The organism is Streptomyces alboniger, assembly GCF_008704395.1.
In the GTDB taxonomy this organism is placed as follows: Bacteria; Actinomycetota; Actinomycetes; order Streptomycetales; family Streptomycetaceae; genus Streptomyces; species Streptomyces alboniger.
Genome location: NZ_CP023695.1, coordinates 2,320,011 through 2,340,557, shown reverse-complemented (window position 1 = coordinate 2,340,557; position 20,547 = coordinate 2,320,011). Strand labels below are relative to the sequence as shown.

Genomic DNA, 20,547 nt, shown 5'->3' with positions numbered 1-20,547 from the left:
ACGGCCGCACCGAGGTCTTCCGCCGCCGGACCAGGAGCCCAAGGAGCTGCCAGCCCATGCCCATTGACGCCGAGAAGGCCGTCGCCGCCGAGCCCCGGTCCACCGAGATCGCCTGGGACCACAAGGACGTCCAGCTCTACCACCTCGGCCTCGGCGCGGGACTGCCCGCCACCGACCCCGCCGAGCTGCGCTACACGCTGGAGTCCAGGCTGCACGTCCTGCCCAGCTTCGCCACCGTCGCGGGTGCGGCCATGGGAGTGGTCGGCGGGCTCTCGGCCCCCGGCATCGAGGTGGACCTCGCCGCGGTCCTGCACGGCGGCCAGACCATCACCCTGCACCGCCCCATCCCCGTCAAGGGCAAGGCCCTCAACACCTCGAAGGTCGCCGCGGTGTACGACAAGGGCAAGGCGGCGATCCTCGTCCTGCGCTCCGAGGTCACCGACGACGAGGGTCCGCTGTGGACGAGCGACGCCCAGATCTTCGTACGCGGCGAAGGCGGGTTCGGCGGCGACCGCGGCCCCTCCACCCGCCTGCCCGCCCCCGAGGGCGACCCCGACCTGGAGACGGAGCGCCCCGTCCGCGGGGACCAGGCGCTGCTCTACCGCCTCTCCGGCGACTGGAACCCCCTGCACGCCGACCCCGAGTTCGCCGCGCTCGCCGGCTTCGACAGGCCGATCCTGCACGGCCTGTGCACCTACGGGATGGTCCTCAAGGCCATCGTCGACACCCAGCTCGGCGGCGATGTCTCCCGGGTGCGGAGCTACGGCACGCGCTTCGTCGGGGTCGTCTTCCCCGGCGAGACCCTCCGCATCCGCATGTGGCGCGGCGAGGGCCGCGTCCAGGCCACCGTCACGGCGGTCGAGCGGGACGACGCGCCGGTCCTCGCCGACACCGTCGTCGAACACGTCTGAGCCGCCTTCGGACCGCTCCCGGAGGGCCCGAATCCCGCCCGCTTCCTATGTCGACGCGTACGTCGATCCGTACGCCGAGAGGAGCCGTACCGCCATGCGCGCAGCCGTACTGCACGAGACGGGCCAGGACAAGCTCGAAGTCCTCGACGACATCGAGGCGATGGGTTTTGGCCCCGGCAAGGTGAAGATCCGGGTCCGGGCCACCGGCCTGTGCCACTCCGACGTCTCCGCGATGAACGGCGTGCTGCCGCAGCCCGCCCCCTTCGTCCCGGGCCACGAGGGCGCCGGCGAGATCATCGACGTCGGCGACGGCGTGACCGGCGTCGCGCGGGGCGACCGGGTGCTGATCTGCTGGCTGCCCGCGTGCGGGGCCTGCCCGGCCTGCAAGCGCGGCCAGACCCAGCTCTGCCTCGCCGGTTTCCTGAACGCGGGCACCCCCAACTTCCGGCGCGCGGGCGGTGACGTCTTCGGTTTCGCGGGCACGGGCACCTTCACCGAGGAGGTCGTCGTCGACGCCGGGTGCGCCGTGCCGATCCCCGACGAGGTGCCCTTCGACATCGCGGCCCTCATCGGCTGCGGGGTGACGACGGGTCTCGGCGCGGCGATCAACACCGCTGATGTGACGGCCGGTTCGTCGGTCGCCGTCATCGGCTGCGGCGGCGTCGGCATCTCCGCGATCCAGGGCGCCCGGCTCAGGGGCGCGGCGCAGATCGTCGCCGTCGACCCGGTCGCCTCACGCCGCGAGGCGGCGCTGCGGTTCGGCGCGACGGAGGCCGTCGCCCCCGACGGACTGGCCGACGCCAAGCAGCGGATCACCGCGGGCGAGGGCTTCGACTACGTCTTCGAGGTCGTCGGCAAGTCCGCCACGGCCCGCACGGCGTACGAGATGACACGGCGCGGCGGCACGCTGTGCGTGGTCGGCGCGGGCGCCATGGACGACCACCTCCAGCTCAACATGTTCGAGCTGTTCTTCGACGAGAAGCGGATCCTGCCGTCCATGTACGGCGGGGGCGACGTCCTCCGTTCGTACGAGAGGACCATCGCGCTCTGGCGGGCGGGCCGCATCGACCTGGAGAACATGATCACGCACCGGGTGCGGCTCGGTGAGATCAACGAGGCACTGGAGCAGATGCGCACCGGAACCGCCCTGCGTACGTGCATCGAGATCTGAGGGGCCGTAGGAGATCCGGGAGGACACTGATGTCACTGCCACTGGAGGGCCGCTCGGCGATCGTCACCGGCGCGGGCCGCGGGCTCGGCCGCGCCGAGGCCCTGGAACTGGCGCGGCTCGGCGCGAGCGTCGTCGTCAACGACTTCGGGCAGCCGGGCCGCGACGGCTCCGGGGAGGCGTCGGCGGCGCCCGCGGAGGAGGTCGCCGCCGAGATCCGGGCCGCGGGCGGACAGGCCATCGCCCACACCGGGGACGTCGCCGACCACGAGCGGGCCCGCGCGCTGGTGCGGTTGGCGATCGACACGTACGGAAAGCTCGACATCCTGGTCAACAACGCGGGCATCCTGCGGGACCGGATGATCTTCTCGATGAGCGAGAGCGAGTGGGACTCGGTCATCCACGTCCACCTCAAGGGCCACTTCAACACGACCCACTTCGCGGCCGCCCACTGGCGTGAGCGCTCCAAGGCGGCGGGCGGGCCCGTATACGGGCGGATCGTCAACACCTCCTCGGAGGCCTTCCTCGCCGGGTCCGCGGGCCAGCCCAACTACGCGGCGGCGAAGGGCGGCATCGTCGGCCTGACGACGTCGACGGCGCTGGCGCTCGCCAAGTACGGCGTGACGGCCAACGCGATCTGCCCGCGCGCGCGGACGCGGATGACCGAGGACGTCTTCCAGGGCTTCCAGGAACCGGCCGACGGCCACCTGGACCCGCTGGCGCCCGAACACGTCTCGCCCCTGGTCGGCTACTTGGCCTCGTCCGCGGCCGCGAACGTCAACGGCCAGCTGCTCGTCGTGCACGGCGGCATGGTCGCGGTCGTCGAACGTCCCAAGGTCGCGGCGAAGTTCGACTCGGCGAAGGAGGCGTTCACCTTCGAAGAACTGGATGAGCTGATCTCGCCGTACTATGCGGACCGGCCACCCGGAGAGACGTTCGCGGCGTCCGAGGTGCTCGGCCTGAAGCGGGGGTAGGGCGCACAGGACGGGCGGGACAGGCAGGACGGGCAGGGCGGTCGGGGGGGGGCAAAAAAGTCCCGCCCACGCGCCGCTTTTGGCGGCATGTGGGCGGGACTTCTCTTCAGGCGCTGTGCCCGTCGAGCCCGTGTCAGGCGTCCGACGTGTGCTTGCGGTGGCGCCCCCGCGGAGTCGTGGCCTCGTCGTGCTCGGCCACCGGGCCCCGGTGCCTACCGGCACCGGTCCGCGCGGTCGCGTTCGCGGCCGCCGCTTGGCGCGGCTCGGTGTCCCACCGCGTCTCCGTACTGGTCTCGGTCGACATCTCTTTACTCACCCCGTAAGAAGATCCTTCGTACAGCCGGGCGAGTCTAACCGGCCGCCACCCGCCCGGTGAGGGGTGCCTGCTGCAACGGCACGGGGCGGGCCACAGAGGGCGGCGGCTGCTTGATGCGCGGCGGCTCCACCGGCCCCTGCGCGGGCGCCGGCACCCGCGCGACACCGCAGGGCATCGTGCCCGTCACGTACGGGAGTTGCAGTACGCCGTCCTTTGTCCAGCGGCCGGAACCGGCCAACCAGCCCTCGGGTGCGCGAAGTTGACGCATGCGGCGCTCGGCGGGCCGCCAGACGCCGAGCCAGGTGCCCGCCGCGCCGTCGATCCGCAGCGCCACCGCGCAGCCCTCCGGGAGCAGCGTCTGCCCCGGCTGGATCGCGAACGGCGTGACAGCGCAGTCCGCGAGTCGCAGCGACTCGGGGAAGCGGACGGGCCGGGTGCCGCCGAGCACGCCCCAGCCGAGCCGGTCGTGGCCCGGCGCGTTCGAGCGGATGAGGAGCAGGCCGCTGTCCGTGTCGGCGAGCAGCAGCCGGTCGTCGCTCTCCTCCGTGATCTGGAGCAGCGGCGAGACCTCGCCGTCGCGTTCCAGGTCGACCGCCACCGTCTTGACGCAGCCGTCGGACTCCCGGTCGAGCGCCAGCAACCGGCCCGTGCGGTCCAGCCAGACCCCGCCCGAGCAGCGCCCCGGCACCTCGGCGAGGTGCTCGGGCCCGAAGGAACCGCCCGCCACCAGCCATACGTCCGTCGAGCGGGCGCCGACCGCGAGGGCGTAGGCGCGGGTCCCGTCCGGCGCCGGCGGCAGCAGGCTCAGCTCGCCCTCGCACTCCACTGCGCCCAGCGGGATCTCACCGGTGTCCGGGCCTGTGGGGTAGAGCAGCGCGAAGGTGTGCCGTCCGTCCACCAGGCGGTGGATGAGGACGCGCCCATCGGTCATCGGCAGCACTTCGGTGCCGGGCTCCTCCGGCTGGTGGCCGGCGAGCGGCACCACGTAGGGCTCGGGGGAGTCCAGCGTCCAGCGCTCGGGAAACCAGGACTCGCCCCGCCGTGCGAGCCGGGCCGCGTAGGAACCGTCCACCGTGATCGTTGCCGCTGTCATCGTCGGTGTCACCTCCGGCCCCGAAGCTAGTTTTCGTACGCGCTGGCGGGGGATGTGTGGCTGTCCACTTCACACAGAAGGGTGGAGATGTCCTGGTTCGCCTGAGGGTGCGGGGCCGGGTGTGCTGGGCGAGGAGGCCCTGCTTAAAGTTAGGCGAACCTAAGCTCGGCTGGATCCGAGCGGCGCGCACCCTCTTGGAGTCCCGATGCCCCTGCTCCCTCGATCCGCCCAGCTGTCCCCTCGATCCGCCCAGCTGTCCCCTCGATCCGCCCGGCGGTCCCCTCGATCCGCCCGGACCGCCGCGGCAGCCCTCGCCGTGACCGCCGCGCTCACTCTCGCGGCCTGCGGGTCGGGCGACGACGGCTCGGCGAAGTCCGACAACGGCAGCGACAGCAAGGCCGTGGCCCAGGGCGGCGACGACTTCGCCAAGGCCGCCGAGCAGACGGCGAGGATGGGCACGCCGGCGAAGCAGGGCGAGTTCCCCCGCACCCTCACGCACGCCCGCGGCAAGACCGAGCTGAAGAAGCGGCCCCAGCGGGTCGTCGTCCTGGACGTCGGCGAACTCGACAACGTCGTCTCCCTCGGCGTGAAGCCCGTCGGCTACGCCCCCACCGAGGGCGACGACGGCATCCCCGGCTACCTGAAGAAGGAGGCCGGCACCCCCAAGAACGTCGGCACGATCAACTCCCTCAACCTGGAAGCCATCGCGAACCTCGAGCCGGACCTGATCCTCGGCAGCGAGCTGCGCGCCGCCAAGCTCTACCCGCAGCTCTCCAAGATCGCCCCGACGGTCTTCTCCATCCGCCCCGGCTTCACGTGGAAGGAGAACTACCTCCTCAACGCGGCCGCGCTCGACAGGACCGCCACGGCCAAGAAGAAGCTCGCCGCGTACGAGAAGAGGGCGAAGGCGCTGGGCGAGGAGATCGCCGCGGGCGACGGCGGCAAGAAGCCGACCATCACGATGCTCCGCTACATGCCGGACCGCATCCGCCTGTACGCCAGGGCCTCCTTCATCGGCACGATCCTCGACGACGCGGGCCTCCCGCGCCCGAAGAACCAGCAGGTCAACGACCTCGCCACCGAGATCAGCCCCGAGAAGATCGACCAGGCCGACGCCGACTGGATCTTCACCGGCGTCTACGGCGACGCGGAGAAGACCGGCCGCTCCGAGGCCGAGAAGAACCCCCTGTGGAAGAAGCTCGGCGCGGTGAAGAAGGGGCACGCGAAGGACGTGCCGGACGAGACCTGGTACCTGGGTCTCGGCGTGACGGCGGCGAACAAGGTCCTGACCGACCTCAAGATCCACCTCGCCCCGTAAGAGCCGCGCCGTAAGAGCCGCCCCGCAGGAGCGCCCCGTAAGGGGCGCGGGGAACTGCGCGAGCAACCACAGGAGAGCCGCGGAAGCAGACGCTAGGGGACGTTCCGTAGCCGCCCGGCAACGGCAAGTAACGCACGCCGAGCCGAGCGCAGCGGGAAGGTAGCCTTTCCCCGTGCCCCGTCTGTCTGAAGTCATCGCCGCCCTCGACGCCCTGTGGCCCGCCGGTCTGGCCGAGAGCTGGGACGCGGTCGGCACGGTCTGCGGAGACCCCGACGCGGAGGTGTCCCGGGTCCTCATCGCCGTCGACCCGGTCCAGGAGATCGCCGACGAGGCGGTGCGCATCGGCGCCCAGCTCCTGGTCACCCACCACCCGCTCTACCTGCGCGGTACGACGACGGTCGCGGCGTCCACCTTCAAGGGCCGGGTCGTCCACGACCTGATCAAGAACGACATCGCGCTGCACGTCGCGCACACCAACGCCGACCGCGCCGACCCGGGCGTCTCCGACGCGCTCGCGGGCGCCCTCGACCTCCGTGTCGTACGCCCCCTCGTGCCGGACCCCGCCGACCCGCGGGGCCGTCGCGGCCTCGGCAGGATCTGCGAGCTGGAACACCCCCTGACCCTCGCCGAGCTGGCCGAGCGCGCGGCGAAGCGGCTGCCCGCCACCGCGCAGGGCATCCGCGTTGCGGGCGACCCGGACGCGCTCATCCGCACCGTCGCGGTGAGCGGCGGCTCGGGCGACAGCCTCTTCGACGACGTACGCGCCGCGGGCGTGGACGCCTTCCTCACCGCGGACCTGCGCCACCACCCGGCGTCCGAGGCCCGCGAACGCACACCGCTGGCGCTGCTCGACGCCGCCCACTGGGCCACCGAGTGGCCGTGGTGCGAGCTGGCCGCAGCCCAGCTCGACGAGATCTCCGACCGCAGCGGATGGGGCCTTCGCGTCCACGTCTCGCGCACGGTCACCGACCCCTGGACCGCCCACGCGGCCTCGACCACCGACTCAACAGGAGCCCCCAACTGAACGCCGCGCCCGCCGACCAGATCCGCCTGCTCGATGTCCAGGCCCTGGACACCCGCCTCCAGCAGCTCGCGCACAAGAAGAACTCCCTGCCGGAGCACGCCGAGATCGAGTCGCTGACCAAGGACCTCACGCAGCAGCGCGACCTGCTCGTCGCCTCGACGACCGAGGAGAGCGACTGCGCCCGCGAGCAGACCAAGGCGGAGCAGGACGTCGACCAGGTCCGCCAGCGCGCGGCCCGCGACCAGCAGCGCCTGGACTCCGGCGCGGTCACCTCCCCCAAGGACCTGGAGAACCTCCAGAAGGAGATCGCCTCCCTCGCCAGGCGTCAGGCCGACCTGGAGGACGTCGTCCTGGAGGTCATGGAGCGCCGCGAGGCCGCGCAGGAGCGGGTGGCCGAGCTGACCGAGCGCGTCTCCTCGATCCAGTCGCGCATCGACGACGCGACGGGCCGCAGGGACGCCGCGTTCGAGGAGCTGGACGGAGAGGCCGCGAAGGCCACCAAGGAGCGCGAGATCGTGGCGGGTTCGATCCCGGCCGACCTCCTCAAGCTCTACGACAAGCTCCGCGGGCAGCAGGGCGGCGTCGGCGCGGCCAAGCTCTACCAGCGGCGCTGCGAGGGCTGCCGCCTGGAGCTCAACATCACCGAGGTCAACGAAGTGAAGGCGGCCTCCCCGGACACCGTCCTGCGGTGCGAGAACTGCCGTCGCATCCTGGTCCGCACGTCCGAGTCCGGCCTCTAGGAGCCTTGTCCGTGCGGGAGTTCATCGTCGAGGCCGATGGCGGTTCCCGGGGCAACCCGGGGCCCGCGGGCTACGGCTCGGTGGTCATCGACGCGGCCACGGGGGAGACCCTGATGGAGGCCGCGGAGTACATCGGCGTCGCGACGAACAACGTCGCGGAGTACAAGGGCCTGGTGGCCGGACTGAAGGCGGCGCACCAGCTGGACCCGGCGGCCTCCGTCCACGTCCGCATGGACTCCAAGCTCGTCGTCGAGCAGATGTCGGGCCGCTGGAAGATCAAGCACCCCGACATGAAGCCGCTCGCGGCGGAGGCGGCGCGGGTCTTCCCCGCGTCCCAGGTCACGTACGAGTGGATCCCGCGCGAGAAGAACAAGCACGCGGACCGGCTCGCGAACGAGGCGATGGACGCGGGCAAGCGGGGCCTGGCGTGGTCGCCCTCGGCGTCGACCGCGGACCTCGACACGCGGGCCGCGCGCTCGGCGGCCGTCCGGGAGCCCTCGGGCCCGCCCGGCGACGCGGCGGCGGGCGCGGCGAGGGCCAGGGCGGCGTTGGCCGGAGCGCCGGGTGGCGGCGCCTTTGGAACCTCCGAGGCCGGTGAGACGGCCGACCGTCGCGCGGCGAGCAGTGCGGCCGGCGGCGCGGCCAGTACCGGAGCGCGGACGCCGCCCGTCGGCTGGGCCGTGCCCGCCGATCTCGGGGCGCCCGCCACCTTCGTACTCCTGCGGCACGGCGAGACCGCCCTGACGCCCGAGAAGCGGTTCTCCGGGAGCGGCGGAACCGATCCGTCCCTCTCCGAGGTGGGGCGCGAGCAGGCCGAGCGCGCCGCGGCCGCCTTCGCCGCGCGCGGCACGATCCAGGCGATCGTCTCCTCGCCGCTCAAGCGCTGCCAGGAGACCGCGTACGCCGTCGCCGCCCGCCTCGGACTCGACGTCCACCTCGAAGAGGGCCTGCGCGAAACGGACTTCGGGGCCTGGGAGGGGCTGACCTTCGGCGAGGTGCGCGAGCGGCACCCCGAGGAGCTGACCGCCTGGCTGGCCTCGCCGGATGCGGCGCCGCCGGGCGGTGAGTCGTTCGCGGCGGTCTCCCGCAGGGTGGCGGCCACGCGCGACCGGCTGACCGCGGCGTACGCGGGCCGTACGGTCCTGCTCGTCACGCACGTCACGCCCATCAAGACGCTGGTACGCCTCGCGCTCGGGGCGCCGCCGGAATCCCTGTTCCGCATGGAACTCGCGGCGGCCTCGGTGTCCGCGGTGGCCTACTACCGCGACGGCAACGCCTCGCTGCGCCTCCTGAACGACACCTCACACCTGCGCTAGCGCCACCGCCTCGCGCGCCAGGGACTCCACGCGGGCCCAGTCCTTGGCGGCGACGGCGTCGGCGGGAAGCATCCAACTCCCGCCGACGCAGCCGACGTTCTTCAGGGCGAGATACGCCGACGCGGTCCCGGAGGTGATCCCGCCGGTGGGACAGAAGCGGGCCTGGGGGAGCGGCCCCCCGAGGGACTTCAGATAGGCGGTGCCGCCTGCGGCCTCGGCAGGGAAGAACTTCATCTCGCTGACGCCGCGTTCGAGCAGCGCCACGACCTCCGAGGCCGTCGAGACCCCGGGCAGGAACGGCACTCCCGCTCCCTCCATGGCCGCGAGCAGCGAGTCCGTCCACCCCGGGCTGACGAGGAAGCGGGCGCCGGCGTCCACGGAGTCGGCGACGTTCCGCGGAGAGATGACGGTCCCAGCCCCGACGACCGCGCCCGGCACCTCCGCGGCGATGGCCCGAATGGCATCGAGCGCGACGGGCGTCCGCAAGGTCACCTCGATAGCGGGCAGCCCCCCGGCCACCAGGGCCCGAGCCATGGGCACGGCGTCCTTCAGCTCATCGACGACGACCACGGGCACCACGGGCGCGAGATCGAGAACGGAGGGCGCGGAGGGGCTCACAGGGGGCATGGAGGAATCCTGCCCCGGCACCGACAGCATGCGCAAAGGGCGTTGCGCATGCTGCAACGAGGCGATCTCAGGTTCTCAATGGATCTCCCGCACCACCACATCCAGCGCCCACGGCTTCCCCGGCTTCGTGGGAGGCTCCGCCTCCACCGCGTGGCCCAGGTCCCGCAGGGCCTCGACCAGTTCGGCGGGGTCCTTCGGATGAGCGCCCGTCACCAGCAGGGACCGTACGATCCGCCCCTTCGTGGCCTTGTTGAAGTGCGAGACCACGGACCGCTTCTCGACCCCGTCGACCAGCTGCGCGTGCAGCACCCGTACGGTCGCCGTCCGCTCGGCCACCTCGCCCTTCGGCTTCCACGCCGCCGCGTACGCCGACGACCGCAGGTCCAGCACGAGCCCGTCGCCCGCGGCCTCCGGCATGACGGAGGTCATCGGCGTACGCCAGTACGCGCCGAGCGCGCCGAGGCCCGGCAGCTTCACACCCATCGAGCAGCGGTAGGAGGGGATCCTGTCGCTGACGCCGACGGCGCCCCACAGCCCGGAGAAGACGAGCAGCGAGCGTGCGGCGCGGCGCTTGGCGGCGGCGTCCAGCGAGGCCAGGTCCAGGGCGTCGTACAGCACACCCGTGTAGATCTCCCCGGCCGGCCGCGCGCCCGCCGTGCGCAGCTCGGTGTTCTTGGCGACCTCGCCGCGCAGCCCCTCGCTCAGCCCGAGCACGTCCCGCGCCTTCTCCTCGTCGGCGGCGCACAGCTCGACCAGCTCGTCGAGCACCGCCCGCCGCGCCTCGGCGAGCCCCGGCAGCGACAGGCTCTCGGGCTTGAGCGGGGCACCCCGCCCGGACGAGGCCTTGCCTTCGGACGGCGGCAGCAGGACGAGCACGATCGGACTCCTTTGGCGGTACGAGGGAGGGGTGCGGCCCCTGTGAAAAGGTTACGGGGGCGGGAGCGGCCGCCGAGCCCACGGGGCGGGGCGGCGCCAAAGGGTGCCGAGCCGTACCCGGCGCCCTACGCTCGGGGGCATGCCTCGCCGCCACCTCCATGTGACCGGCGCAGCGGAGGCTCCGTTGCGGGCCGCGCTGCGTGAACTGCGTACGACACTCGACGTGCCCGGCGCCTTCCCGGCCGACGTGCTCGCCGAGGCGGAGCGGGCCGCCGCCTCCCCCCGGCTCCCGGACCGCGACGCCACGGACGTCCCCTTCTTCACGATCGACCCGCCCACCTCCGTCGACCTGGACCAGGCCATGCACCTGGCGCGGCGCGAGGGCGGCGGCTTCCGGGTGCGGTACGCGATCGCTGACGTCGCCGCGTACGTCACGCCCGGCGGCACGGTCGACGCCGAGGCGCACCGCCGCGTCACCACCCTCTACTTCCCCGACGAGAAGGTCCCGCTGCACCCCACGGCCCTGAGCGAGGGCGCCGCGAGCCTGCTGCCGGGCCAGACCTGCCCGGCCGTCCTGTGGACGCTCGACCTCGACGAGGACGGCCGTACCGAACGCGCCGACGTGCACCGCGCCCTCGTACGCAGCCGGGCGAAGCTGGACTACGAGAGCGTGCAGCGCGCCATCGACGACGGCACGGCGGAGGAGTCGGCCGCGCTCCTGCGGGAGATCGGCACGCTGCGCGAGCGGCTGGAGGTCGAGCGCGGCGGCATCTCCCTCAACGTCCCCGAACAGGAGATCGTCGAGCGCGACGGCACGTACGAACTCGCCTACCGCGCCCCTCTGCCCGCCGACGGCTGGAACGCCCAGATCTCCCTGCTGACCGGCATGGCCGCCGCCCAACTCATGATCGACTCGGGTACGGGCATCCTGCGCACCCTGCCGACCGCCCCCGACGGCGCCGTCGGCCGCCTGCGCCGCACCGCCGAGGCGCTGCACATCGACTGGCCGCACCACGTCCCGTACGCGCAACTCGTACGCTCCCTCGACCCCCGGCAGTCGCACCACGCCGCCTTCCTCCAGGAGTGCACGACGCTGCTGCGCGGCGCGGGCTACACGGCGTTCAGCGGCGGCGATATCCCCGACCTCACCCTGCACGCCGCCGTGGCCGCCCCCTACGCCCACTGCACGGCCCCCCTGCGCCGCCTCGTCGACCGCTACGCCTCCGAGCTGTGCCTCGCGGCCTGCGCCGGCGCCGGGATCCCGCAGTGGGTGCTCGCCGCCCTGGCCAACCTGCCCAAGGAGATGGCGGACGGTGCCCGGCGCGCCAACACCGTGGAGCGGGAGTGCGTGGACATCGTCGAGGCCGCGCTGCTCAAGGACCGCGTCGGCGAGGTCTTCGACGCGGTGGTGGTGGACGTGAAGGACCGCGAACCGACCGTCGGCACCGTGCAGTTGACCGACCCCGCGATCGTGGCCCGCATCGAGGGCGGCCCGGCGCACCTGCCCCTGGGGGAGCGGCTGCGGGTCCGCCTCACGCGGGCGGACCCGGGGACGGCGAAGGTTCAGTTCACGTCGGCGTGAGACTGCGGGCTGGTCAAGCACCACTGTCGTCGGGCCCCGGGGCCCGACGGGTAACATGGTCCGCACGACAGACGAGCGCAGCGGGCGGCCGCGTGAAGATCCCCTCGGGGGCCTTCCCGAGGAACGTCCGGGCTCCACAGGGCAGGGTGGTGGCTAACGGCCACCCGGGGTGACCCGCGGGACAGTGCCACAGAAAACAGACCGCCCGGCGCTTCGGTGCCGGGTAAGGGTGAAACGGTGGTGTAAGAGACCACCAGCGCCTGAGGTGACTCAGGCGGCTAGGTAAACCCCACCCGGAGCAAGGTCAAAAGGAGAGGTCGCACGCAAGTGCGGCGTCTCTGCGCGGACGATCGAGGGCTGCCCGCCCGAGTCCGCGGGTAGACCGCACGAGGCCGGCAGCAATGCCGGCCCTAGATGGATGGCCGTCACCCCGACGACCGCGAGGTCCCGGGGAACAGAACCCGGCGTACAGCTGGGCTCGTCTGTCGCTTAGGGCTTCTGGCCAGGGAGAACGCTGGTCAGAGGCCCTTTTTGCCGGGCTTGGCCGCCGCGGCGGCCAACCACATCCACGCCGCCGGGTAGCACCCCACGCCCAGCGGATGGATGCTCGCCTCCGGACTACCGATCAGAAGGGCGCCCGCTCGCTTCGGGGGCGCTCTTGAGGTGAGCGCTGAGCTGCTGGAACGTGGTCCAGGCTGTGGGGTCGGCGCCGTCGCCGAGGGGGTAATGCAGCGCGGGACGCGTGGCCGGGCCGAGGGGGACGGGGCGCAGGGCCAGCGGCGGACGGCCGGCGTGGGCGAGGCCGATGTCGTGTACGGCGTGAGGGCCGAGCGTGAAGGTGAGGGGGCTCGGGAGCGGCTCGAAATGCGGTGGGACGGTCAGGTCGCGGCGGGCGGTGCGGAGCGTGGTGAGCATGGACGTGAGGTTGTGCTCGGCGGCGAGGGTTTCGGCGAGGGGCGCGACGGCGTCCAGAGGCGGTCTTTCGCCGGACGCGTGGCCGAGGGTGAGGGTGGCGTGTTCCTCGACACCCGCGGGGGTGCGGGTGATGCGGAGGGTGGCGATGGCCGGGCGGTCGGGGTGGCCGATGACGGCGAGCCAGGTGGGTTTCGGGGCGCGATTACGGGCGAGGTCGGTCAGCTGGCGGGTGGACCAGGGGAGGGCGATGGGCTCGGCGGTGTTCCAGCCGACGGGCGGCCTGCCGGTGAGGTGGTGGAAGGCGGCTTCGAGGGCGTGTCCGAGGGTGAGGTCCTCGGTGGCGGGGTGCGTGGTGTGCAGGGAGAGGGTGAGCTGGCGTTCACCCATGCCGGTGCCGGTGCCGGTGGAGGCGGGTTGGAAGGCGGGGGCGCGACGGGCGTTGCCGTCCTCGTCCCGTACGGGGGTGAAAGCGCCGTCCTTCCAGTGGAGTTGGGCCCCGCCGAGGCCGTCGTAGTAGCCGCAGTCGGGGTCCTGTACGACCCAGCGGTTGGGGTGGGCGCGCAGGACGTCGCGAGCGGGGAGGGTGAGGCGGGTATGGGGTGGGGTGAGGAGTTGGAGGGCGCGGTCGGTCTCGGCGGCGGTGCGCACGGCTTCGGTGAGCCAGGTCGTCATGGCGACGACGGGGCGGTCCTGCATGACCACGGCGGCCTGGTCGGTGACGAGATCCAGGGCCGGGGCCGAGGTGGCGGCTGGGGCCGGGAGCGTGGTGGTGTCGGTGGTGAGGGGGACGACGTTGGTGTGGGCGGCGTCGGGGGGCCAGACGGTGCCGCCGAGGGCGGCGGCCACGCGTCCCGCGAAGGAGCCGGCCAGCCGTGCCGCTTCGGGGACGGCGGTGGTGGCACGGGCTTCCGTCCACCAGAACGGACCCTGGAGCAGTGGTACTTGACTGCCCAGGAGGCGCTCGGCCTCGCCGGGGACGTGGACCAGCTGAGGCGCTTCGATCGAGACCAGCGGGTGACCGTCGGGTGCGTGGAGCTGGACGACGGGGCCTTGCGCCACGGTGCTGACGCCCAGGTCGGGACCGCCCGCGAAGAGGCCCGCGAGGATGGTGTCGACACTGGGCATGTCGGGGGTGAGGGTGATGAGGTCCTTGGTCACGGGCGCTCTGCTTCTTCCGATTCCGGTGCTCGGTCCGGCTCTGCCGTCAAGGCGGTCTGGATGAGTTGGTGGCGGCGTCCGCGGCGGACGAGGGTGCCGCGACCGGGCGGTTGGGTCGAGGCGTACAGCCCCGGGAAGAGCTGGCCTTCCGTGCGGTCGCCGGTCATGAGCAGGGCGGTGGCGCCGGTTTCGCGCAGGGTGCTCAGGAACGGGTCGTACAGGGCGCGGGAGGCCCCGGCGACGCGTCGGGTCACGATGAAGTGCAGGCCGATGTCCTGGGCCGAGGAGATGTAGGGCAGGAACGCGGCGAGGGGTTGCTGGCCCGCGGTGGTGAGGATGTCGTAGTCGTCGACGAGGATCACGATGTGGGGCCCGGTGAAGGCGGGCCCGTCGGCGAGCGTGTCCGGATCGGCGGTCTCGGGCAGCCGCTTTTCGAGTTCGCCCGCGATGCCGGTGGCGAGGGCTGCGGCGAGCTTGGCGTTGTGGGCGTATCCGCCGCGGTAGGGCTCGGGGATGTGGCCGCGCAGGCCGCGGCGGGGGTCGAAGACGCCGAAGACGAGGTCCTTGTCGGTGTGGCGGTCGACGAGCTGCCGGGAGATGAGTTTCAGCAGGTTGGTCTTGCCGCATTCGTTGTCGCCGAGGATCAGCAGGTGCTGGTCGGTTCCGAAGAGGTCCAGGAAGGCGGGGGCGAGGGCGTCCTGGTCCACGCCGAGCGGTATGCGGGTCGGTTCGGCGGCGGCGGAGGGCAGCTGGGCGGCGGGCAGGCGGGTGGGCAACACGCGTACAGGGGCGGCGAGTTCACCGTGCCAGGTGGCCCGAGCGGTGCGGGCGACCTGTTCGAGCGCGGAGGCGATGTCTCCGGTGGTGGCCAGGCCGTCGATGCGGGGCAGCGCCACCTGCGCGAAGAGCTTGCCGTCGGTCAGGGCCCGGCCCGGGGTGTCGGGGGAGAGCGTCTCGGAGAGCTTGCGGTCGATGGAGGAGTCGGAGGGGTCGTTGAGGCGCAGTTCGACACGGCTTCCGAACATGGACTGGGTGGCGATGCGTACGTCGTTCCAGCGCAGCATTCCGGCCACGACATGGATGCCGTAGCCGCTGCCGCGCTTGAGGAGGTCGGCGACGGTGTCGTCGAGGTCGGCGAACTCGTCGCGCAGCGCGCCGAATCCGTCGATGAGCAGGACGATGTCGGTGGAACTGAGTTCGGTGAGGCCGCCCTGGGAGCGCAGCGCCCGGAGCTGGTCCACGGAGTCGATGCCGTGGGCGCGGAAGAGTTCCTCCCGGGCGGCGAGCTGAGCGCGGACCTCGGCGACGGTGCGGGCAGCGCGCTCGTGGTCGGCGCGGCCCGCGATGCCACCGACGTGCGGCAGCCCGGACAGCGCGGAGAGTCCGCCGCCCACCAGGTCGAGACCGTACACGGCGACGTCGGCCGGGGTGTGGGTCAGGGCCAGCGAGAGGGCCAGGGTGCGGAGCAGGGTCGTCTTGCCGGACTGGGGGCCGCCGATGACGGCGGTGTGCCCGCCGGCGACGGTCAGGTCCAGGTGCCAGGGGGCCTGCCACTGCTGGGCGGGATCGTCCAGGAGCCCGAGGGGGACGCACATCGGAGCGCTGTGCTGGGCCAGGTGCAGGCCGTGGGCGGAGGCCCGGACGGGCCCGGCGGCCTGGTCGAGGGTGAGGGCGTCAGGCAGCGGGGGCAGCCAGATGCGGCGCACCGGGGGCGCGGCGCCGGTCAGCTGGCCGACCATCATCGACAGGACGGTGGGGCCGGTCTCGCGCTCGCGCGTCGCGGGTTCCAGCGGTGCGTCGGTCTCGGGGTCCCGTTCCGTGTTGAAGGCGGGGTAGGGCCAGGCGAGCGGTTCGTCCGCGGACCGGTCGTGGAGAGCGGGGCCGCGGTGGGCGCCGGACACGTATCCGGCCTTGAAGCGTTCGTAGGTGGAGGTGTCGACCTTGAGGTAGCCGAAGCCGGGCAGCGGAGGCAGCTGGAAGGCGTCCACCGTGTCCAGGACGGTACGGGACTCGTCGGCGGAGAAGGTGCGCAGGCCGAGCCGGTAGGAGAGGTAGGTCTCCAGGCCCTTGAGTTTGCCCGACTCGATGCGCTGGCTGGCGAGCAGCAGGTGTACGCCGATGGAACGGCCGATGCGGCCGATGGAGAGGAACAGGTCGATGAAGTCGGGCTTGGCGGTGAGGAGTTCACCGAACTCGTCGATGACGACGAACAGATGGGGCAGGGCCTCTAGACCGAGTTCGGGGCGTTTGCCGCGCAGGGCGGCGTAGTGGCCGATGTCGGCGACGTTCCCGGCGTCCTTGAGGACCTGCTGGCGGCGTTTTACCTCGCCGGCGAGGCTGGTGTGGACGCGCTCGACGAGCCCGCTGCTGTTCTCCAGGTTCGTGATGACCCCCGCGACGTGCGGGAGTTCGGTGAAGGGGGCGAAAGTGGCGCCGCCCTTGTAGTCCACCAGGACGAGCGCGAGGTCCTCGGGGGAGTGGGTGGCGGTGAGGGCCAGGATCAGGGTGCGCAGGAGTTCGCTCTTGCCGGAGCCGGTGGCGCCCACGCACAACCCGTGCGGGCCCATGCCCAGCTCGGAGGACTCCTTGAGGTCCAGCAGGACCGGTTCGTGACGGTCGTCGAGGCCGATGGGGACACGCAGGAAGTCGCGTTCGCCGCGTGGCGCCCACAGTCGTTCCACGTCGAGGGCGGCGGGGTCGTCGACGCCGAGGAGCTGGGGGAAGTCCACGGGGCCGGAGATCGGCGCACCCTCGTCGGAGGCCGACTCGGCCGACAGCCGCAGCGGGGCCTGCAGGCGTGCCAGGCCTTCGGCGACCGCGATGCTCACGGCGTCCACGGTGCCGCGGCCGGGCAGGATGCCGGGGGCACGCAGGTCCTCGACGGTGACCTGATCACCGTCGACCGTGATGCGTACGCCGACTTCGTCCGGTTCGTGGATCTGTTGCTCCAGCAGGTGCAGCACGGTCACGCCCATGGCGGGCAGGCCCACCGCACTGTCGGGGCGGGGGAGTTCGGCCGCGTTCCGTCCGTACTCGTCGCTGACGACCAGGAGCCGGTCGGACATCCGCAGGGCGTCCCTGTCGGACAGGCCGCGCCGCACCTCCGCGGCATACGAGGCACGGCGCCGCAGGTCATGGGCGCAGCGGCGGGCCAGCGCCGCCAGGCTCGGCGCAATCCGCCGTGCCGGGACGGGGCCGTCGCTCTCCAGTACGTCCAGGACGTGGGGGAGCCACTTCGCCCACTCCCACTCTCCGAGGCGCTCACCCGGAACCGCCAGGGCGATCGCCACGTCGTCGGGGGCGTGCGTCACGGCGGTCTGTATCAGCAGGGCCCGCGCCACCCGCAGTACGCCCTCACGGTCACCGACGACGCTGACATTGCCCGCCCGGTCCAGCGGCGCGGTCAGCGGGAAGTCGGTGGCGGTGGTGAACCGGTGCTGCAACGCCCGTGCCTCGTTCAGCATGAACGGGTCGGGCGGGGTGAGGACGCTGGTGGTGGAGTTCTGCCCGATGACGAGCGCCTGGACGGGTACGTCGCCGGTGCCGAGCCGCACCCGAAGGAAGTCCGCGTCGAGGCGGCGCCGCTCCCACAGCCGGGCGGGATCGCGCACCAGGTCGTACAGGGCGAGGGGCGGCGGGTTCAGCAGCCGCGCCCGGTCGCGCGCCTCCCGCTCCGCCGCTGCCAGTTCCTCGCGCTGCTCCTCGACGTACTCCAGATACCGCTCGCGCTGCGTGCGCCGGGTGCGCTGGGCCTTCCCGCGCTGCGAAACGAACAGAGCCACCGCCCCGAGCAGCGCGAGGACGAGGACGATCGCGCCGACGGCGGCGAACTGGCTGTTGCGGATGACGGTCATCATCACCACCGATCCCATGACACCGGCCATGGGAAGGAGCGCGGTGGCGGCATTGCCCATCTTGCCCTCGGGCAGGTTCGGCGGCGGCTCGATGGTGCGCTGCCCGGTCGGCTGGGGCGGCCGGGTGGAGCGGGCCGGGCGGTGGACGAGATGCTGGGTCATCGCACCCGCACCGCCCGCTCCATCGTCTCCGCGGCCAGCCGCACGGAGGCCTCGCGGGAGTGCTGAGCGAGCATGCCGGTGTGGATGGGGCCTCCCTGGGCCAGGTGACGGTCGTAGGGCAGGGCGACGACGGCCGCCCCGGTCTCCCGCAGATGTGCGGCGGCTGCCTTCAGGTCGAGCGTCGTATCGGGGGAGGCGGCGGACAGTGCGACCACTGTGGTGGCCAGGGCCGAGTGCGGCAGCTGGGCCAGCCAGTCCAGGACGACGCGGGTGCCACCCACGCCCTCGGCGGTCATCGGGGCCACCACCACCCGGGCGTGGGCGGTGTCCATCGCGGTGCGGGCCACTTCGCCGGGCAGGGTCTCGCAGTCGACCACCGTGACGGCGAAGTAGCGGCGCAGCGCGAGGGTGACCGTGCGGTAGGTGGGGACGTCCAGCGGGGCGCCGACCCTGCCCTGGCTCGCGGGCAGCAGCCAGCCGCCGTCGGCCACGGGGACCAGATAGCCGGTGACGTCGGTGAGCCGCATGGCCGGGTCGAGGATCGGGGCGAGGTCCGCGCAGGACCAGCGCACGGACTCGGCGCCGAGCCGGACCGGGAGGGTGCCGAGCGCGGCGTCGGCCTCCAGGGCGAGGACGGGGTCGTGCCGGTAGTGGTTGAAGGTACGGGCGAGCACCGCGGAGACGGTGGACTTGCCGACCCCGCCGCGGATGGAGGTCACCGCGATAACCCGCCCCGTGGTCACCGGCTGCTGCACTTCGCGGGCGAGCCGGGTCTGCTCGGCGACCTCCTGTCCCACCGACGCGGTCAGCTTGCGCAATGAACGCCCGGTTCGCCGGACCGCGGAATCACCGTGCTGCGGGCTTCCGAGGGCGCGGGCCAGACGTGGATCGACCGTGGGGACGGACTCCGGGGTGGCCAGCGGGATACGAGGGTCGCGGGCGCCGGTGCGTACGGGGTGGGCGGGACCCGTCGCCCGAGGAGCCTGCCGTGGCTCCACAGCAGGTTCGCCATCCGTCCGGCGGAATGCGGCGGGGGGTTCGGCTCCGGGAGCGCCACTCGCCCCCAGTTCCCTCAACACGTTCCGCTGCCAGTCGTCTTCGTGAGCCATGCCGACCCCCTACGCGAAGGTGTCGAGCAGACGGCCGTACACACCGAACACCCCGATGACGAGCGGCAGCAACGCGATGACGCCCACGGACTCCACGAGATCCCCGGCACGACGGAGCCGCACCCGCACATGCTCGGGCGGCTGAACCGCGAGCACCACGAGCGAAGTCAGGGCGAGTACGACGAGCACGGCCAGCGGCCCGGCGGCAGGGGAACGCTCCAGCCACACCACGACCAGCGCGACGACGACGACCGCCGCGGCGGCGACCAGCGCGACCACCTCGGCGACCAGCGGGAAGGCCCGTGCCCGCAGCGCGAGCACCACCGCGGTGACCGCGGCAAGCAGCCAGGTCCACACGGTCGGCGCACTGAGCGTCATCACTCCTGCGGCGGCCGCGGAGACGGCCGACACCACGGTGGCGATGGCCAGCCCACGGTGGGTGGCGGTCAGGGCGGTGTCCACCCGGTACCGGCTCACCGAAGACCCGCTCGAGCGCTGGTCGTCGAGCCCCGAAAGGCCGGAGGCCATCAGCGCTAGTCGCGGCAGTACTCCGAGCACCACCAGAGAGACGACGGCGAGCAGGGAGCCCGTGCGGGTCTGCTCGGTTGCCATGCGGGCACCGCCCTGCAAAGCGAGGGACGTCTCCCACAGGACGAGGCAACCGAGAGCGGCTACCGCCCCGATCAACGCGCCCCGCCCCAGTGGGGAGAACCACCCGAGGAACAGCAGCGTCAGCGTCGCGGCCAGCACCACGCCTGCCAGCCGCGCGGCGCCGGACCAGTCGTTCGCGTCGGCCAGCGTCCAGGCTCCGAGGGCTCCGACAGTTCCGGCACAGACGATCAGCGTGGCGGAGAGCGCCCGCCGCTTCATGCGCCCCAACAGGGCCCCGGCGACGCCTGCCAGGGCGGCGACGCCCACCAAGGCGCGGCCCGCTGCGGCCAGTTCGAACTCCCCACGCGCCAACACCCCGGCGGCAAGGGCCCAGACCACGGTCGCGAGCCCCGCCACCACCCGCCGAGCCGAGGGCTGCCAACGCCAGGCCCGCCCGCCCAGATCATCGGCGGCCTCATCGGTGACGTCGTGCACAACCGGCGCCGAGGGCGCGTCCTCGGCCCGCACCAGCCGCAGCACGGCGCCGTCCGGTATCCGCGCGGACTCCAGCGTGCTGTCGTGTGCCAGGGCCGAACCGTCCGCGGTGACCAGATGCCGCAGCATTGGCCGGGCGGCGGCGTGGTCGTCGAGGAGTCGCAGCACTTCCGGAAGGAGTAGCCCGACCGGTTCCCGGGACGGCAGGACGAGGTCCACCCGCCGCCGCTCCCCAACCAGAGTGACCCGGCTCAGGGCCGTACGACTCGTACCGCTCGTGCGGCTCATCGGCCCCGCAGATATCACGCGTTCGAACCT

General features: G+C 72.6%; 16 protein-coding genes and 1 other RNA gene. 9 read left to right on the top strand and 8 right to left on the bottom strand.

Features of this window, described 5'->3' with window-relative positions; translation table 11 throughout:
* The first annotated feature begins 56 nt into the window (after positions 1-56).
* The 3 genes from CP975_RS10280 to CP975_RS10270 all read left to right on the top strand — a co-directional run bounded on the left by CP975_RS10280 (position 57) and on the right by CP975_RS10270 (position 3,053).
* Positions 57-911: a MaoC/PaaZ C-terminal domain-containing protein gene (locus tag CP975_RS10280; protein ID WP_055535901.1), complete on the top strand. Its 855-nt coding sequence runs from the start codon at positions 57-59 to the stop codon at positions 909-911.
* Positions 912-1,005: 94 nt separating this feature from the next.
* Positions 1,006-2,082 (top strand): Zn-dependent alcohol dehydrogenase, encoded by a 1,077-nt coding sequence (locus CP975_RS10275; RefSeq protein ID WP_055535903.1) that lies wholly within the window; start codon positions 1,006-1,008, stop codon positions 2,080-2,082.
* 29 nt (positions 2,083-2,111) lie between these two features.
* On the top strand, positions 2,112-3,053 hold the full coding sequence (locus CP975_RS10270; RefSeq protein WP_150476791.1) for a 3-oxoacyl-ACP reductase: 942 nt from the start codon (positions 2,112-2,114) through the stop codon (positions 3,051-3,053).
* Between the two features lie 133 nt (positions 3,054-3,186).
* Here the strand turns inward: CP975_RS10270 and CP975_RS34985 are convergent, their stop codons facing one another.
* Positions 3,187-3,357, bottom strand: a complete 171-nt coding sequence (locus CP975_RS34985; RefSeq protein ID WP_167532678.1) for a hypothetical protein — start codon at positions 3,355-3,357, stop codon at positions 3,187-3,189.
* A 46-nt stretch (positions 3,358-3,403) separates the two neighbouring features.
* A complete protein-coding gene (locus CP975_RS10265; RefSeq protein ID WP_246201448.1) occupies positions 3,404-4,462 on the bottom strand; it encodes a hypothetical protein in 1,059 nt (352 codons plus the stop codon).
* Positions 4,463-4,778: 316 nt separating this feature from the next.
* Between CP975_RS10265 and CP975_RS10260 the strand changes: the two genes are divergently transcribed.
* The 4 genes from CP975_RS10260 to CP975_RS10245 all read left to right on the top strand — a co-directional run bounded on the left by CP975_RS10260 (position 4,779) and on the right by CP975_RS10245 (position 8,860).
* A complete protein-coding gene (locus tag CP975_RS10260) occupies positions 4,779-5,780 on the top strand; it encodes an ABC transporter substrate-binding protein (protein ID WP_246201447.1) in 1,002 nt (333 codons plus the stop codon).
* 172 nt (positions 5,781-5,952) lie between these two features.
* The gene (locus CP975_RS10255) at positions 5,953-6,804 is read left to right on the top strand and encodes a Nif3-like dinuclear metal center hexameric protein (RefSeq protein WP_055533972.1); all 852 of its coding nucleotides are present in this window, start codon (positions 5,953-5,955) and stop codon (positions 6,802-6,804) included.
* On the top strand, positions 6,801-7,544 hold the full coding sequence (locus CP975_RS10250; protein WP_199783138.1) for a zinc ribbon domain-containing protein: 744 nt from the start codon (positions 6,801-6,803) through the stop codon (positions 7,542-7,544). The genes CP975_RS10255 and CP975_RS10250 overlap by 4 nt, the downstream gene beginning before the upstream one ends.
* A gap of 11 nt (positions 7,545-7,555) precedes the next feature.
* The gene (locus CP975_RS10245) at positions 7,556-8,860 is read left to right on the top strand and encodes a bifunctional RNase H/acid phosphatase (RefSeq protein ID WP_055533970.1); all 1,305 of its coding nucleotides are present in this window, start codon (positions 7,556-7,558) and stop codon (positions 8,858-8,860) included.
* On the opposite strand, the gene eda is transcribed toward CP975_RS10245, so the two are convergent.
* Both eda and yaaA read right to left on the bottom strand, forming a co-directional pair.
* Entirely contained in the window at positions 8,846-9,487 is a 642-nt protein-coding gene (eda, locus tag CP975_RS10240) for a bifunctional 4-hydroxy-2-oxoglutarate aldolase/2-dehydro-3-deoxy-phosphogluconate aldolase (protein WP_150476789.1), read from the bottom strand. The two genes, CP975_RS10245 and eda, sit on opposite strands and share 15 nt — an antisense overlap.
* Before the next feature lie 75 nt (positions 9,488-9,562).
* Entirely contained in the window at positions 9,563-10,363 is an 801-nt protein-coding gene (yaaA, locus tag CP975_RS10235) for a peroxide stress protein YaaA (protein ID WP_055533968.1), read from the bottom strand.
* Between the two features lie 139 nt (positions 10,364-10,502).
* Between yaaA and CP975_RS10230 the strand changes: the two genes are divergently transcribed.
* On the top strand, positions 10,503-11,945 hold the full coding sequence (locus tag CP975_RS10230) for an RNB domain-containing ribonuclease (RefSeq protein WP_055533966.1): 1,443 nt from the start codon (positions 10,503-10,505) through the stop codon (positions 11,943-11,945).
* Positions 11,946-12,017: 72 nt separating this feature from the next.
* Positions 12,018-12,430: RNase P RNA component class A (gene rnpB, locus CP975_RS10225), an RNA gene on the top strand.
* Positions 12,431-12,563: 133 nt separating this feature from the next.
* Here the strand turns inward: rnpB and CP975_RS10220 are convergent.
* Genes CP975_RS10220 through eccD form a run of 4 tightly spaced genes read right to left on the bottom strand, consistent with a single transcriptional unit; the run spans position 12,564 to position 20,517 of the window.
* The gene (locus CP975_RS10220) at positions 12,564-14,018 is read right to left on the bottom strand and encodes a DUF6177 family protein (protein ID WP_208835552.1); all 1,455 of its coding nucleotides are present in this window, start codon (positions 14,016-14,018) and stop codon (positions 12,564-12,566) included.
* Entirely contained in the window at positions 14,015-18,034 is a 4,020-nt protein-coding gene (eccCb, locus tag CP975_RS10215) for a type VII secretion protein EccCb (RefSeq protein WP_150476788.1), read from the bottom strand. Before eccCb ends, CP975_RS10220 begins: the two co-directional genes overlap by 4 nt.
* On the bottom strand, positions 18,031-19,143 hold the full coding sequence (locus CP975_RS10210; protein ID WP_055527808.1) for a CpaE/TadZ family protein: 1,113 nt from the start codon (positions 19,141-19,143) through the stop codon (positions 18,031-18,033). Before CP975_RS10210 ends, eccCb begins: the two co-directional genes overlap by 4 nt.
* Positions 19,144-19,152: 9 nt before the next feature.
* On the bottom strand, positions 19,153-20,517 hold the full coding sequence (gene eccD / locus CP975_RS10205) for a type VII secretion integral membrane protein EccD (RefSeq protein ID WP_055527806.1): 1,365 nt from the start codon (positions 20,515-20,517) through the stop codon (positions 19,153-19,155).
* Positions 20,518-20,547 lie beyond the last annotated feature (30 nt).

Bases quoted from the DNA above. Each gene is read 5' to 3' on its own strand.
- CP975_RS10270 (WP_150476791.1), top strand. From the start codon at position 2,112: ATGTCACTGCCACTGGAGGGCCGCTCGGCGATCGTCACCGGCGCGGGC.
- CP975_RS10210 (WP_055527808.1), bottom strand. From the start codon at position 19,143: ATGGCTCACGAAGACGACTGGCAGCGGAACGTGTTGAGGGAACTGGGG.
- CP975_RS10230 (WP_055533966.1), top strand. From the start codon at position 10,503: ATGCCTCGCCGCCACCTCCATGTGACCGGCGCAGCGGAGGCTCCGTTG.
- CP975_RS34985 (WP_167532678.1), bottom strand. From the start codon at position 3,357: ATGTCGACCGAGACCAGTACGGAGACGCGGTGGGACACCGAGCCGCGC.
- CP975_RS10265 (WP_246201448.1), bottom strand. From the start codon at position 4,462: ATGACAGCGGCAACGATCACGGTGGACGGTTCCTACGCGGCCCGGCTC.
- eda (WP_150476789.1), bottom strand. From the start codon at position 9,487: ATGCCCCCTGTGAGCCCCTCCGCGCCCTCCGTTCTCGATCTCGCGCCC.
- CP975_RS10275 (WP_055535903.1), top strand. From the start codon at position 1,006: ATGCGCGCAGCCGTACTGCACGAGACGGGCCAGGACAAGCTCGAAGTC.
- eccCb (WP_150476788.1), bottom strand. From the start codon at position 18,034: ATGACCCAGCATCTCGTCCACCGCCCGGCCCGCTCCACCCGGCCGCCC.
- eccD (WP_055527806.1), bottom strand. From the start codon at position 20,517: ATGAGCCGCACGAGCGGTACGAGTCGTACGGCCCTGAGCCGGGTCACT.
- CP975_RS10280 (WP_055535901.1), top strand. From the start codon at position 57: ATGCCCATTGACGCCGAGAAGGCCGTCGCCGCCGAGCCCCGGTCCACC.